Genomic DNA, 14,219 nt, shown 5'->3' on the forward strand with positions numbered 1-14,219 from the left:
CGGCCCGGAGACGCTACAGCTCGACGGCCCAGTCCGCGGCGCGCGGGGCGACGCCGCCCTGGATCACCCAGGAGACCTGGAACGCCCAGCCGGCCTCGTGCACCGGGCCGCTCGCGTCGGCGCTGGCGCGGCGGAGGCTGCGGCTCACGTCCACCGCCACCGCGTGGGCGCCGAGGACGCGGACCGACCCGCGCGCGCCCAGCTCCGCGATGCTCTCGTCGCCGGCCACCTCGCCCTCCCCGAAGATCAGGTACTGGCGCGCGACCACGCCCAGGCGGGCGCGCGTCCCGGCCACGAGATCGAGGCCGGCCTGCCCCTGAGCGCCGGGGCCGATCCGGTAGTCGCGGCCCTTGCCGTCGTCGCCGCGGTCCACCGTGCCGGCCGCGCCGAGGATCACGGCCGCGCCGACGAGGTCGCCCTCCAGCGCGAGCCCGCCGCCCAGGTCGGCGTGCGCGCTCGCGCCGGCGCCGAGCGCGCTGGTGGAGACGCGGAAGCGCTGCGGCGTGTCGAAGTCGAACAGCAGGAACAGCCCGTAGAGCCCGCGGGCCGGCGCCGCGTCGAAGGTGCGACCCGCGAGCAGGCCGCGCGCCCGCACCGTGGCGTCCGGATCGCGCGCGAAGCCGTAGCGCGCCTCCAGCACGAAGTGGTCGAACGGCCTGTCCAGCTCGAGGTCGGGATCACCCGGCAGGCCCCAGGCGAAGTCGAGGCCCACCCCGCCGCCCCAGGTGCCGCGATCGCCGGTCGCGTCGCCGGTGGCGCCGCCCATGGCGAGCGCCCAGCGCGACGAGGTGGCGCGCTCGGGACGCGTCGGCCCGAGCAGGCGCCGGTTCACCGCGCCCATGGGCGAGAGCACCGCCGCGGCCATGCCGTTCCAGGTCCCCCCCTCCGCGCGCAGCGCGTCGGAGAAGCGCCCCAGGATCTCGCCCAGCACCATGCCGGCCACCGTGGTGGTGACCTGGTCGTTGCGCGAGGGCCGCTCGGTCTCGCCCGCGATCTCCCAGAGGCCGCTGGCCGCGAACGCGTAGGCCGAGGACACCCAGAACCCCTGGCCGGCCGAGCGCGCCGCCGAGAACGCCCAGGTCCCCTGGTACGGGTGGCCGAACTGGTTCACCCAGAACTGGTCGTCGTCGAGCACCCACCGGCTGCGCAGGTTGCGGCCGATCGAGTCGCCGGAGATGTCCGCCCACGGGGCCGCGCCCACCCAGCGGTTCCAGCCCATCATCGCCAGGTTCACCGAGAGCGACTCGACCGCCGGCACCGTCCAGCGCGAGGCGGCGCCGCGGCGCGGGAGCGGATCGTGCCAGGCGTCCTCCGGCAGCGTGCCCACGCCGGGCCCGTCCTCGCGCGGCGGGATGCGCAGGTCGGGGAGGCCGGCCGCGAGCCCTTCGCGCGCGGGCGCCACCCCGGCGGCCGCGACGCCGCGGGCGCTCCGGGAGGCGGGCGCGGGCGGCTTCAATCCGGTCCGACCTTGCACCGCCGGCGGCGTGGCCGCGGACGCCTCGGCGGCCGGGGTGGCATGGGGCACGGCCAGGCAGGCGAGCGCGGCGACGACGGCGTCGAGGGTGTGACTGCGGTTCGGCACGCCTGCGACCAGTGCAAGCGGGCTGCCGCGCGGAAAGCCGCGTGATCCCGGAGGTGTCGACCCGGCCTGTCGGAATTCCACCAGCGCGGGTGAGCGCCGGTGTCGCCGCGTCGGCGGGCGCGCTTGCGCGCCATCAAGCGCGCGGCGGAGCCCCGCTCAGGCGAGCGCGGACTCGACGAAGTCGCCGCCTTGGAAGCGGAAGCGCCGCGCCTCGGTGACCTTCCCGGCCCGGACGCCGAACACCAGGTACTCGGCGCCGGGCACCACCGGCACGCCGTCGGCGAGCGCGTCGGCGCGGTCCTTCGCCGAGAAGGACGCGCCCACCTCCACGTGCGAGTGCCACACCGCCACCACCTCGCCGCCCTCCGCGTCGAGCGCCTGGAGGAGGCGGAGGTGCGATCGCGGGTCCATGAGGTAGCTGTCGCGGCTGGTCCGCGGGAACCCGACCGGATCGTGGCGGTGGTAGCGGTCGGCGGCGTTCGGGACGGGCTCGATCTCCAGCGCGCCGCGGCGCCGCACCACGAAGCCGCACACCTCGCGCTCGGCGTCCGCCTCGCACAGCGCCGCGATGCGCGCGAGCAGCGCCGCGCCGTACTCGATCTCGACGCTCACCGGGCGGCCGGCACGGCTAGTAGCGCGGGACGGTGGGATCGATCTCCTCCGCCCAGCGGAGGATCCCGCCCTCGAGGTTCCACACCCGCTTGAAGCCGGCCTCCTGGAGCTGGCGGACCGCCTTCGCGCTGCGCTGTCCGCTCTTGCAGTAGACGACGAGGTCGCGCGCGCTGTCGAACGTCCGGAGCGCCTCGGCGAACGTCGAGAGCGGCGCCAGGCGCGCGCCCTCGATGCGACCGATCTCCCACTCGTGCGGCTCGCGCACGTCCACCAGGTCGAGGTCGTCGTGGCGGCGGCGGCGCGCGTCCAGCTCGCCGACCGTCATCGTCGGGACGCCGTCCGCCGGCGGCTCCGCCTCGGCCCCGCGGATCCCGCAGAACTGCTGGTAGTCGATGAGCGCCTGGAGCTCGCGCGTCCCGCAGGCGGGGCAGCGGGGGTCCTTCCGCAGCTTCACGGTGCGGAACTCCATGCCGAGCGCGTCCACCAGCAGCAGCCGCCCGACCAGCGGCTCGCCCACCCCGGTGACGAGCTTCACCGCCTCGGTCGCCTGCACCAGCCCGACCAGCCCCGGCAGGATCCCGAGCACCCCGCCCTCGGCGCAGGACGGCACCATGCCCGGCGGCGGCGGCTCCGGGTACAGGCAGCGATAGCAGGGGCCGTCGGCGGTGCAGAACACGGTGGACTGCCCCTCGAACCGGAAGATGGACCCGTAGACGTTGGGCTTGCCGAGCAGCACGCAGGCGTCGTTCACCAGGTACCGCGTGGCGAAGTTGTCGGTGCCGTCCACCACCAGGTCGTAGCCGGAGAGGATCTCGAGCGCGTTCTCCGAGGTCAGCCAGGCGTCGTGCGCGATCACCCGCACGTGCGGGTTCACGTCGCGGATGCGCTCGCGCGCCGAGTCGAGCTTCTTGCGGCCGACGTCCTTCGTGCCGTGCAGCACCTGCCGCTGGAGGTTGGTGACGTCCACCACGTCGGCCTCGACCAGGCCGAGCGTGCCGACGCCGGCGGCGGCGAGGTACAGCGCGTTGGGGGAGCCGAGCCCGCCCGCGCCCACCAGGAGCACGCGCGCGGCCTTCAGGCGCCGCTGCCCCTCCACCCCGACCTCCGGGATGATGAGGTGGCGGCTGTAGCGGAGGATCTCTTCCTTCGAGAGCTCGGGGAGCTCGGAGGCGGGGCGGCCGATGGACATGGCTACCCTCCCGCGATCGCGGGGACGACCACGATCTCCGCGCCGTCCGGCACCGGCGTGGCGAAGCCCTGCTGGAACCGGATGTCCTCGTCGTCGACGTAGAAGATCACGTACGGATACGGCTCGCCACGCGCGTCGCGCAGCCGGTCGCCGAGCGCGGGGAAGCGGCCGGCCACGTCGGCGACGACCTCGCCGACCGTGGCGCCGCGCACCGCGTGGACGGTGGTGCCGCCGGCGGCCTGCGCGAGCACCGTGGGCAGCCTCAGGGTTGCGGACATTCGTTCGTTCCTCTCGTTCACGCGTCGACGAGCGCCGCGACCTCGCGGAGCTTCGGGGAGATGACCGGCGCCTCGGGGAGCGCCGGCTGGATGGCCTCGACCGTCTTGAGGCCGTTGCCGGTGATGCAGAGCACGAGCTCGTCGGAGGGGCGGAGCTTGCCCGTCCCCGCCAGCCGGAGCGCGGCCACCACGGTCACGCCGCCGGCGGTCTCGGTGAAGATGCCGGTGGTCCGGGCCAGCAGGCGGATGCCGTCCACCAGCTCGGCGTCGGACACCGCCTGCGCGTCGCCGCCCGAGCCGCGGATGGCGCGCGCCGCGAAGACGCCGTCGGCCGGGTTGCCGATGGCGATGGAGCGCGCGATGGTGCGCGGCACCACCGGCGTGACGGTCTCGCCGCCCGAGGCCACCAGGTTCACGATGGGCGCGCAGCCCTCGGCCTGCGCGCCGTACATGCGCGGGGAGGCGCCGTCCACCAGCCCGGCGCCGAGCAGCTCGTGGAAGCCCTTGTCGAGCTTCGTCACCAGCGAGCCGCCGGCCATCGGCGCGATCACCGCGTCCGGCAGCCGCCAGCCGAGCTGCTCGGCGATCTCGAACGCCATGGTCTTCGAGCCCTCGCCGTAGTAGCTGCGCAGGTTCAGGTTCACGAGGCCCCAGCCGAACCGGTCCGCCACCTGGGCGCAGAGCCGGTTCACGTCGTCGTAGGTGCCGCGGACGCGCACCAGGCGCGGCCCGTACACCGCCGTCCCCACGATCTTGCCGACCTCGAGGTCCTCCGGCACGAAGATCCACGCGTCGAGGCCGGCGCGGGCCGCCTGCGCCGCGACCGCGTTCGCGAGGTTGCCGGTGGAGGCGCAGCCCACGGTGCGCAGCCCGAGCCCGACCGCGGCGTTCAGCGCCACCGCGACCACGCGATCCTTGAACGAGAGCGTCGGGTGCGAGACGGCGTCGTTCTTCACGAGGGCGCGGCGCACACCCAGCGCGCGGGCGAGCGCCGGGGCGTCGACGAGCGGGGTGAAGCCGGTGTCGAGCGAGACCACCGGCTCGGAGCGGAGCGGGAGGAGCTCGCGGTAGCGCCAGATCGACCGGGGGCGCGCCTCGATCTCGGCGCGGGTCGGGAGAGCGCCCGGCGTCTCGTAGACCGGCTCGAGCGGGCCGACGCACTCGGAACAGACCGCCACCGGCGCGGGGTCGAAGCGCGCGCCGCAGCGGCGGCAGACCAGGGGGGCGAGGGCGGGGCGGCCCGGGAGGGCGGCCTCCGCCGGCGCGGCGGGGCTCGCCGCCGCAGGGAGCGAGGACATCGAGGATCCTTTTGCCTCACCCGGCGCCGATCCGAGGTGCCGGACGCCGGGCGAGAGGCCTTTTAGCGGTTGGTTTTACGTGGCCGCAATACGCCGCAAATCGCCACGGGCTGCGCTTCGCCCCGGACCGTCCGAGGTGGGCGAATCCTAGTTAGCGGACGGGTATCCTGTCAAGCGGACAACGGAGATTCCTCCGCGCAAACGGACGCATCGTCGCGTCCATTTCGGCGGGAACTCCTTCGAGGTCAGGCGAGGCCGGAGCCCAAGCGAGCTCGGCCGAGATGAGACGCCGGACCGATGCAGACTTCCGGCGGAACGCATCGCATCGCCTCCGGAACAGGATGACGATGCAGGCGAACTGGAGGAAGCAGAGGGATCTCTCAGGCGGCGGACAGCGGTGAGGCAGACGGCCCACGTTGCGCCGGTCCTCAACACCCACAGCGTGCCGTTGAGCACGTCGCGCGGATCGCGCCACGACCGATCGCCCGTGCTCGCCAGCGCGCATGACGTCCGGTTCGGAGATGAACGGAGGGGTGACGTTCCACTGCTCGTCCGTCAGTCCATCCTCAGTCTCAGATTGCGAGCGAGATTGGCCGGCGAACATCCGACCGAGGGCCGACCAGTTCCGATCGAACCTCGTGGGCCTACGTCCGCCGGACTGTGGAATGCGTTCTAGGGCCCGTTCCCGTTCGCTCCTGCGGTGCGCTCGTGCGCATCGACTGTGCGAGGCGGAGTACGACCGGAACAAGAGATCCCGGAAGGCGTAACAACCCACCCTGTAGAACGAGAGGATGACCAACCACAGGGGCTTGTCTTGCGACACCATGGCGCACCATTCGCGATTGATACTGTGAGTGCAGACACGTATTCTCGTCTCGTCGTCCGCAACCGGTGCGAAGCATCTCGCCACGAAGAAGCCCGTGCGAAAGCTGCTGCGGGCCTCGTGTAAGACCACGGAGGGCGCATCCCTCATTGCCATCGCCGGCAGGTCGTTCGTGTCGTCGCAACCATCATGACCGGCTTTCTCGCCACCATCAGCGAGAGCGCGGCGGATGACGGCAAGCTGAACGGGCCCAACTCATCGCTGCCATCCAGCCCTGGGCGACCCACGGCAGTCCCACCAGAATTCCTGGTCACTCCCTTCGGCTATTTTCACCCCGACTGCGTAATCGAGATATCCGATGACGAGGAAGCCGTCGATGACGAGATCCGACAAAGAGACGGCTCCGCGCGGCGCGCCCTCAAGGCTTGTGAACATCCAGCCTACGATCACTTTGGGAACAAGCGTCACGCAAACAACCAGCAAACGAACGACTCCAGCCGATCGCTCGTATTCCCTCCTACCATTGAGTGGGCTTGGGTCGAGTACGCTTACAGCACCACCGCCGGGCCCATCAGTTGGCTCTCAGCCACCTGGACCGTCCCAGACGCCCCTCCAGTTTCCGGCTCGCAGGTCGTGTATCTCTTCCCGGGGGCCCAGGCCACGACCTCAATGGATTTCATCATTCAGCCGGTCCTTGGCTGGAATGCTGCGAGCGATCATCGCTGGACGATTGCCAGTTGGAATTGTTGCCGGAACGGTAACAGCCTACATAGCGCGCTGCTGCCGGTGGTCCCTGGGACTGCACTCGCCGGATACGTATGGGGCAGCAATTGCAACATTCAGACCGGGGTATGCACGGGCATACAAGTGCAAACCAGCACCGCCAGCGGATCAAGCACGACCCTGAACACCTCCTCCTATGGATACGCCATGGACTGGCTCGTTGCAGGCGCGCTGGAGGTGTACAACATGGACGACTGTCGCAAGTACCCGGCAGGCCGAGGCGTGACCTTCGGGAATCTCAGCTTCAATGCCGTCGGAGGCGGTAGCGTCGCCCCCATTTGGACGACGACGGTGGCATCCGCCCTTGCGCCCGAATGCAACTATTCCGTAACAAACAGCCCAGCGAGCTCCAGCGTAACGTTGAACTGGTGCACACCGGCGTCACCAGCCTGCAACGGGATCACGTGCGGAGCCATCCCGGACGGCTGCGGGGGATCCTTCTGGTGTGGATGTTCAGGCACTGGATCCAAGTGCTTTGATACGGAAGGCTGGTGGTACTCAGGAATGGAGTGCGTAAACAATCGGTGCGTTCCGACCTCATGCGACTGACCCTGCTCCGCGTCATCCCATTCTCCGCCTTCTAGGACGCGAGCGCAGCGGACACCCAGTTTTCGCATGAGCCGCGTCGCGCGAGGGGATCCCATGCTTCGAGCATCGATGATCGCTGGATGTGTCATCGTATCGTTAGCTTGCGGCAGCTCGGGCGACTCGCTCCACGATCGCTGTCTCGCCATCACGGCAGCGTATGAGGCCGCGTTGCCGGCCGCGCTCGCGTGCGATCCCTCGGCGCCGGACCCGTGCACCGTCGGGCGGCCCTCCGTGATGGCGCTTCAGGACGCCGACGGCGTCATTCACCCGGAGGCCTTGTGCCTCGCACCCTGCTACCACTCGGTGAACTCCCGCAACGTCTCCGGGTTGGACGCGCTGCTGGCCGAATACGATTCGGCGGGTTGCGCCTACGCTGCCTGCTGGTGCCAGCCGCTGCCGGTGCGGTGCGACGCCTCGGGTACCTGTTACGGACTGATACCACCGTGATGCTGGCGCCTCTCGAGCGGCGTGGCGCGCCGACGTATCAGCGGACCTGCCGGTACATGAGATCCAGCAGCTCGTCGTACATGGCGTCGGCCTCGGGCCCGCCGGCCTGGATGGCGTTCGTGGCGCAGTGCTTCAGGTGGTTGCGCATCAGCTCGCGCCCGACCGCCCGGAGCGCCTCGTGCACCGAGGCGATCTGCGTGAGGACGTCGGCGCAATAGCGCCCCTCCTCCACCATCCGCTGCAGCCCGCGCACCTGGCCCTCGATGCGGCGCAGGCGCTTGAGGTTCGCCTCCTTGCCCGCGGCGTCCACCGCCACCGCCCGCCCGCCCGGCCCGACGTGCTCGCCGGTGGCGCAGGCGCAGGCGGCGAGCGCCTCGGTCCCCTTGCTCTCCTTCGTTCCCATCCCGTCCTCCTAGGCCCCGCCGAACCGCCGCAGGCGCAGGCTGTTCGTCACCACGCTCACGCTGCTGAACGCCATCGCCGCGCTCGCCAGCACCGGCGACAGCATCAGGCCGAACGCCGGGAACAGCACGCCCGCGGCCACCGGGATGCCGACCACGTTGTACGCGAACGCCCAGAACAGGTTCTGGCGCATGGTCCGCATGGTGCGCCGGGAGAGCGCGATCGCGTCGGCCACCGCGCGCAGGTCCGGGCGCATCAGCGTCACGTCGGCGGCCTCCAGCGCCACGTCGGTGCCGCTGCCCATGGCGATGCCGATCTCCGCCCGCGCCAGTGCCGGCGCGTCGTTGATCCCGTCGCCCACCATGGCCACCACGCGGCCCTCCGCCTGCAGCCGCTCCACCTCGGCCACCTTGCCCTCCGGCAGGACGCCGGCCACCACCCGCTCCACGCCCGCGGCGCGGGCCACCGCCTCGGCGCTGCGGCGCACGTCGCCGGTGAGCATGACGACCTCGAGGCCCATGCGGCGCAGCCGCGCCACCGCCTCGCGCGAGGTCGGCCGCAGCTCGTCGGCCACCGCGAGCAGGCCCGCCAGCCGCCCGTCCACCGCCGCGAACACCGCGGTGCGGCCCTCCGCGGCCAGCGCGCCGGCGTCGGCCTCCAGGGGCGCGGTCGAGACGCCCTCCGCCTCGAGCAGCGCCGCGTTGCCGACCACCACGCGACGGCCGCCGGCGAGGCCGCGCGCGCCGCGCCCGGTCACCGACTCGAACGCCTCCACCGGCGGCACGGCCGCGCCCCGCGCGGTCGCGTGCGCCGCGATGGCCGCGGCGAGCGGGTGCTCGCTGGCGCGCTCCACCGCCGCCACCAGGCCGACCAGCGCGTCCTCGTCCACCGGCGCCCCCGGCGCGACGCGGACCTCGGTGACCGCCGGCTTGCCCTGGGTGAGCGTGCCGGTCTTGTCGAGCACCACCGTGTCCACCGCGTGGGCCCGCTCCAGCGCCTCGCCGCCCTTGAGCAGCACGCCCAGCTCGGCGCCCTTGCCGGTGGCGACCATCACCGCGGTCGGGACCGCGAGGCCCATCGCGCACGGGCAGGCGATCACCAGCACCGCGACCGCGGCGACCAGCGCGCGCACCGCGGGCGCCGCGTCGGCGGCCACGAACCAGACCACGAACGTGGCGATGGAGATCGAGAGCACCACCGGCACGAAGATGCCGCTGATGCGATCGGCCAGCTTCTGGATGGGCGCGCGGGAGCCCTGCGCCTCGCGCATGAGCTTCACCACGTGCGCGAGCACCGTGTCCGCGCCCACGCCGGTGGCGCGGTAGCGGAACGCCCCGGTGCCGTTGACCGTGGCGCCGATGACGCGGTCGCCGACCCGCTTCTCGACCGGCAGGGGCTCGCCGGTGAGCATCGACTCGTCCACCGCGCTCGAGCCGGCCACGAGCTCGCCGTCCACCGGCAGCCGCTCGCCGGGGCGCACCACCACCACGTCGCCCTCGCGCACGTCCTCCACCGGCACGTCCACCTCGGCGCCGCCGCGCACCACGCGCGCGGTGCGGGGCTGGAGCTGCATGAGCTTGCGGAGCGCGACCGAGGTCTGCCGCTTGGCGCGCGCCTCCATGGTGTTGCCGACCAGGATGAGCGCGATGATGAGGACGACCGCCTCGTAGTACACGTCGGGCGGGACGCCGCGCGACACGAAGAAGCCGGGCGCGACGGTGGCGGCGAGCGAGAGCAGGTACGCGGCGCCGGTGCCGACCGCGACGAGCGTGTTCATGTCGGCGGAGTGGTGGCGGAACGCCGCCCAGGCGCGGGTGTAGAAGTGCCGCCCGGCCCACGCCATGACCGCGGTGGTGAGCGCGAGCAGCCCGTAGGAGAGCACCTGCTCCGGGATCGCGTAGAGCCAGGGCAGCGCGCGCTCCAGCACCGGGTCGAGCACGCGCATGCTCCAGCTCATGAACGGATCGGTGGGCGCGCCGAGGCCGTGATGCGCGTGGGCCGCCATGAGCGGCATGGACGCGACCATCGCCACCGCGCCGGCGGCGAGCGCCACCAGGGCTCGGGCGCGCAGCTCGCGGAACTCCTTCGCGCGGGCGGCGTCCTGCTGCTCCAGCGCGTCGGCGCCGGGCTCGGACAGCGCGGCGCCGTAGCCGGTGGAGCGCACCCGCTCGATGAGCGCCTCGGGCGCGGCGACCGCCGGGTCGTAGGAGATGGCCGCCTCCGCGGTCATGAGGTTGACGCTGGCGTCGAGCACGCCCGGCGCGCCGGAGAGCGCCTTCTGCACCCGCGCCTGGCACGCGGCGCACGTCATGCCCGAGACGTTGATGGTGACGCGCGCGCGGCGGTCGGCGGGGGTGGCCTCGACCGCGACGCCGGGGGAGGTGGCGGGCTCGCGCCCGCGGACGGTGGAGTCGGCGGGGGTGCTCATCGCGCGTCCTCCACCACCAGGCTGCCGCGCAGCATGCTCATGCCGCAGGTGAACTCGTACGTGCCCGCCTTCGCGGCGGGCAGGTCCACCGTCGTCCGCTCGTGCGCCGGCAGGAAGCGGCGGACACCGAACTCCGGGATCACCACCTCCTCGGAGCAGCTCGACTCCTCGCGCCGGTCGAACACCAGGCGCGCGGGCTGCCCGGCCCGGAGCCGGACGCGCGAGGGCGAGTAGCCGCCCTCCACCCGGATCACGGCCTGCTGCACGCCGGCCGCCCCGACCTTCGCCTCGGAGGCGCCCTTCCGCTTCTCGGCCAGGAAGAAGTACCAGTTCACCCACGCGATGGCGGCGACGCCGCCTGCGACCACCAGGATTTCCAGAAGATCCACGATTCGCTCCCGGGGCGGCATCATACCCCCGCCCCCTATCTCGGACGCCGGGAACATAAATAGGGGGAGGGGGTATGTCAACCGGGTGAGCGGCCATCCCCGTCCGGGGACGCCCGGGCTCGCCTCCCGACGCGCCCCGATCCGCTCCGGCGGTCGCCCGCCGGCCCGCGTATCACCGCGCGGCCGCACGCCGTCCCGGCGGGCGGCGCCGGAGGATCGTCATGAGGATGTCCCGCGCTGCTGGCCTGCTGTCCTTGCTGCTCGCCGTTCCCGCGCTGCCCGCGTTCGCCGAGGACGCGTCGCTCCCACCGGATCTCGAGAAGACCGTCCGCGAGTTCGAGGCCGCGTTCGGCGCGCAGGACGCGAGCCGCGTGGGCGCGCTGTTCGACGAGGAGGGCACGTTCATCAACCCCATGGGCCAGCGCGCGGTCGGGCGCGAGCAGATCACCGCGCAGTTCCGCACCGACTTCGAGCGCGTGCTGAAGGGCGTCCACAACGCACTCGCGGTCGAGCGCGTCCGGCTCCTCGGCGACCTCGCGCTCCTCGACGTGCGGCAGACGCTCTCCGGCGGCCACCCGCCGCCCGGCGCGCCGCGGCCCTGGGTCGCGCACGCGGTGGTGCTGGCGCGCCGGGCCGACGGCGCCTGGCGGCTGCTCGACGTCCGCCCGTACTTCTTCCTCCACGGCGTCGGCCCGGGCGGAAAGGCCGCCCCCGGCGCGCAGCGCAAGGCGCCGCCGCCTCCGTAGCGACGGGCCCTGTCCTCGCGACGCCGCCTCCAGCGGGCCCTGCCCTCGCGATGCCGCCTCCAGCGGGCCTTGTCCTTGCGTGCGCCGCCTCCAGCGGGCCCTGCCCTTGCGTGCGCCGCCTCCAGCGGGCCCTGTCCTGGAACGGGCCGCTGGGTCGGCGCTCCGGGCGTTCGCGGCGGTGCTCGCTCCGCAAGGCCTGGGACGTGGATGGATGGCCGGAACCGGGGCCATGGGATCGCGCAGGCCGACGCACCGGACGGGCCAGCCGCGGGATCGGGTCCAGCGCCGGCTGCGCCGGTCCCTTCGCAGCGGCTGTCCACGGCGGTGCAGGTCTAAGATCGGCTTGCTGCGCTGCGCTCCGGCGCGAACGCCCGGATCGCCTCGGGGGCGGCCTGACGTGAAGGGGAGGCGGTGGTGGGGACGCTGTCGCCGGGGGGAAGTTCTCGTACTGATCCCTCGAAGCCGCGTCCCACGGACCCCCGTCCGCAGCGCGGACGCCCTCGCCCGCGACCGCGACTGTCAGCGCAGGCGCAGCCCGCCAGGATCACGGATCGTGCGCGTATCCAGCCGGCATGCGCGGCGAGCATGTCTGAGGCCGCGTGTCGCGCCAGCGATACACGCGGCCGAGTTTGCGAGCGCGCCCAGGTGCATCGAACGCCGTCCGCGCGCGTCCTACGACCGAAGCCCCGCGCCGAGCATTCCTTCGCCACGTCGCGTGAGCGGGCGAGGGCGGGAGCGCACACGAGGACCCGCCCCCACGGCCCCCCGGCTTCGAGAGGACGCGGACGCGATCTGCGAGGGACCTTCACGCCTCCGTCCCGCACCCACGGCCCCCGGCTGCGAGTCACGCGCCCTTCCCGCCTTGCCCGCACGCGGCGGCGCGCCCGAGCAGGAGCGCGCGCTCGCGGGCGTTCCGCGTCATCCCGGCGGCCCGCTCCAGCTCGGCGCGGGCCTCCTCGTGGCGGCCGAGGCGGTAGAGCAGCTCGCCGCGCACGCTGGGGAGCAGGTGATAGCGGCGCAGCGACGGCTCGTCCGCGATCGCGTCCACCAGCTCGAGCCCGGCCGCCGGGCCGAACGCCATCGCGACCGCCACGGCCCGGTTCAGCTCGATGACCGGCGACGGCGTCAGCTCGGCCAGCGCGTCGTAGAGGGCGGCGATGCGCGGCCAGTCGGTCTCGGCGGCGGTGCGGGCGCGGGCGTGGCACGCGGCGATGGCCGCCTGCAGCGCGTACGGCCCGAGCGCGCCGCCGAGGCGCTCCACCCGCTCCAGCGCCGCCAGCCCGCGCTGGATGAGCAGGCGATCCCACCGGCTCCGGTCCTGGTCCAGCAGCAGCACCGGCTCGCCCGACGGCCCGACCCGCGCCGCCGCCCGCGAGGCCTGCAGCTCCATGAGCGCGGCCAGCCCGTGGACCTCCGCCGCGTCGGGCACGAGCGCCTGCAGCATGCGGCCGAGGCGGAGCGCGTCCTCGCACAGCGCCGGGCGCATCCAGTCGTCGCCGGCGGTGGCGGTGTAGCCCTCGTTGAACACGAGGTAGACGACCTCGAGCACCGAGCCGAGCCGCTCCTGGAGGTCCGCGCCGCGCGGCACCTCGAACGGCACCCGCGCCTCGGCGAGCGTGCGCTTCGCCCGCACGATCCGCTGCGCCACGGTGGGCTCGGGCAGCAGGAACGCGCGGGCGATCTCCTCGGTGGTGAGGCCGCCCAGCAGGCGCAGCGTGAGCGCGGTGCGCGCCTCGCGCGAGAGCACCGGGTGGCAGGCGATGAACAGGAGCCGCAGGAGATCGTCGCGCACCGGCTCGTCCACCGCCGCGTCGGGTGCCGGCGGGGCCGCGGGGCCGAGCGCCTCCGGGTCCGGCCCGAGCGCCTCGTGCTTGCGGTCCACCATGCGCTTCCGGCGCAGCTCGTCCACCGCGCGGCGCTTCGCGGTGGCCATGAGCCAGGCGCCCGGGTTCTCCGGGACGCCCGACTCCGGCCACCGCTCCAGCGCCGCGACCAGCGCGTCCTGCGCCAGCTCCTCCGCCAGCCCGACGTCGCGCACCATCCGCGCCAGCCCGGCGATGAGCCGGGGCGCCTCGATGCGGAACACCGCGTGCACGGCGCGGTGCGCGTCCGCGCGGGCGGTCACGCGGCGCGCTCCCGCGCCGCCGGTGCCGTCACCGGCTCGCCGCGTTGCGCTTGGCGCGCTCGAAGATCTCGGCCTCCTTGGCGGCGTCCTCCGGCGAGAGCACCTCCGGCGGGAAGTCCGCGGCCTCGGCCACCTGCCGCAGCTCCAGCTCGCCCTCCGCCCCCTCGCCCATCGGGTTCGGGCAGCGCCGGGCCCAGGCGACGGCCTCCTCCTTCGACTTCACCTGGATCATCCAGAAGCCGGCCACCAGCTCCTTCGTCTCGGCGAACGGCCCGTCCACCACCTCGACCTTGCCCTTCGAGAACTTCACCCGGGCGCCCTTCGAGGACGGGAGCAGCCCGTCGCCGGCGAGCAGCACGCCCGCGTTCACCAGCTCCTCGTTGTACCGGGTCATCGCCTGGATCAGCTCGCGGCTCGGCGGCGCTCCCGCCTCGCTCTCCGGGCTGGCCTTCACGATCATCATGAACCGCATGGTGTCTCTCCGTGGTCCGGGTTGTGGCGCGGGCCGGGCGGCCGGGCCGCCGCGCTC

General features: G+C 73.3%; 11 protein-coding genes and 1 riboswitch. Of the genes, 1 reads left to right on the plus strand and 10 read right to left on the minus strand.

The annotated features are described in order from the left end of the window. Positions 1-13: 13 nt before the first annotated feature. The 8 genes from ANAEK_RS17995 to ANAEK_RS18035 form a co-directional block, all read right to left on the minus strand. The gene (locus tag ANAEK_RS17995; RefSeq protein ID WP_012527557.1) at positions 14-1,582 is read right to left on the minus strand and encodes a DUF3943 domain-containing protein; all 1,569 of its coding nucleotides are present in this window, start codon (positions 1,580-1,582) and stop codon (positions 14-16) included. A 156-nt stretch (positions 1,583-1,738) separates the two neighbouring features. Continuing rightward, complete coding sequence (locus tag ANAEK_RS18000) at positions 1,739-2,194, minus strand: Mov34/MPN/PAD-1 family protein (protein WP_012527558.1); 456 nt, start codon at positions 2,192-2,194, stop codon at positions 1,739-1,741. Positions 2,195-2,210: 16 nt separating this feature from the next. Beyond that, complete coding sequence (gene moeB / locus ANAEK_RS18005) at positions 2,211-3,383, minus strand: molybdopterin-synthase adenylyltransferase MoeB (RefSeq protein WP_012527559.1); 1,173 nt, start codon at positions 3,381-3,383, stop codon at positions 2,211-2,213. A 2-nt stretch (positions 3,384-3,385) separates the two neighbouring features. Then, positions 3,386-3,661 (minus strand): MoaD/ThiS family protein, encoded by a 276-nt coding sequence (locus tag ANAEK_RS18010; protein WP_012527560.1) that lies wholly within the window; start codon positions 3,659-3,661, stop codon positions 3,386-3,388. A 17-nt stretch (positions 3,662-3,678) separates the two neighbouring features. After that, positions 3,679-4,959 (minus strand): threonine synthase, encoded by a 1,281-nt coding sequence (thrC, locus tag ANAEK_RS18015; protein WP_012527561.1) that lies wholly within the window; start codon positions 4,957-4,959, stop codon positions 3,679-3,681. Between the two features lie 42 nt (positions 4,960-5,001). Beyond that, a riboswitch (SAM riboswitch) is annotated at positions 5,002-5,076 on the minus strand. A 2,561-nt stretch (positions 5,077-7,637) separates the two neighbouring features. Then, positions 7,638-8,003 carry a metal-sensitive transcriptional regulator gene (locus ANAEK_RS18025; protein ID WP_012527565.1) on the minus strand — a complete coding sequence of 122 codons (366 nt, stop codon included), beginning with the start codon at positions 8,001-8,003 and terminating at the stop codon, positions 7,638-7,640. A gap of 9 nt (positions 8,004-8,012) precedes the next feature. Then, positions 8,013-10,430 (minus strand): heavy metal translocating P-type ATPase, encoded by a 2,418-nt coding sequence (locus tag ANAEK_RS18030; RefSeq protein ID WP_012527566.1) that lies wholly within the window; start codon positions 10,428-10,430, stop codon positions 8,013-8,015. Continuing rightward, positions 10,427-10,819: a cupredoxin domain-containing protein gene (locus tag ANAEK_RS18035; RefSeq protein WP_012527567.1), complete on the minus strand. Its 393-nt coding sequence runs from the start codon at positions 10,817-10,819 to the stop codon at positions 10,427-10,429. The genes ANAEK_RS18030 and ANAEK_RS18035 overlap by 4 nt, the downstream gene beginning before the upstream one ends. Positions 10,820-11,046: 227 nt before the next feature. Here ANAEK_RS18035 and ANAEK_RS18040 point away from each other — a divergent pair, with 227 nt between their 5' ends. Beyond that, entirely contained in the window at positions 11,047-11,565 is a 519-nt protein-coding gene (locus ANAEK_RS18040; protein ID WP_232288265.1) for an SgcJ/EcaC family oxidoreductase, read from the plus strand. An 844-nt stretch (positions 11,566-12,409) separates the two neighbouring features. Here ANAEK_RS18040 and ANAEK_RS18045 read toward each other — a convergent pair. Both ANAEK_RS18045 and ANAEK_RS18050 read right to left on the minus strand, forming a co-directional pair. Continuing rightward, on the minus strand, positions 12,410-13,690 hold the full coding sequence (locus ANAEK_RS18045) for an RNA polymerase sigma factor (RefSeq protein ID WP_012527569.1): 1,281 nt from the start codon (positions 13,688-13,690) through the stop codon (positions 12,410-12,412). A gap of 28 nt (positions 13,691-13,718) precedes the next feature. Beyond that, the gene (locus tag ANAEK_RS18050; protein ID WP_012527570.1) at positions 13,719-14,162 is read right to left on the minus strand and encodes a YciI family protein; all 444 of its coding nucleotides are present in this window, start codon (positions 14,160-14,162) and stop codon (positions 13,719-13,721) included. Positions 14,163-14,219 lie beyond the last annotated feature (57 nt).

The sequence above is a fragment of the Anaeromyxobacter sp. K genome, from assembly GCF_000020805.1.
GTDB lineage: Bacteria > Myxococcota > Myxococcia > Myxococcales > Anaeromyxobacteraceae > Anaeromyxobacter > Anaeromyxobacter dehalogenans.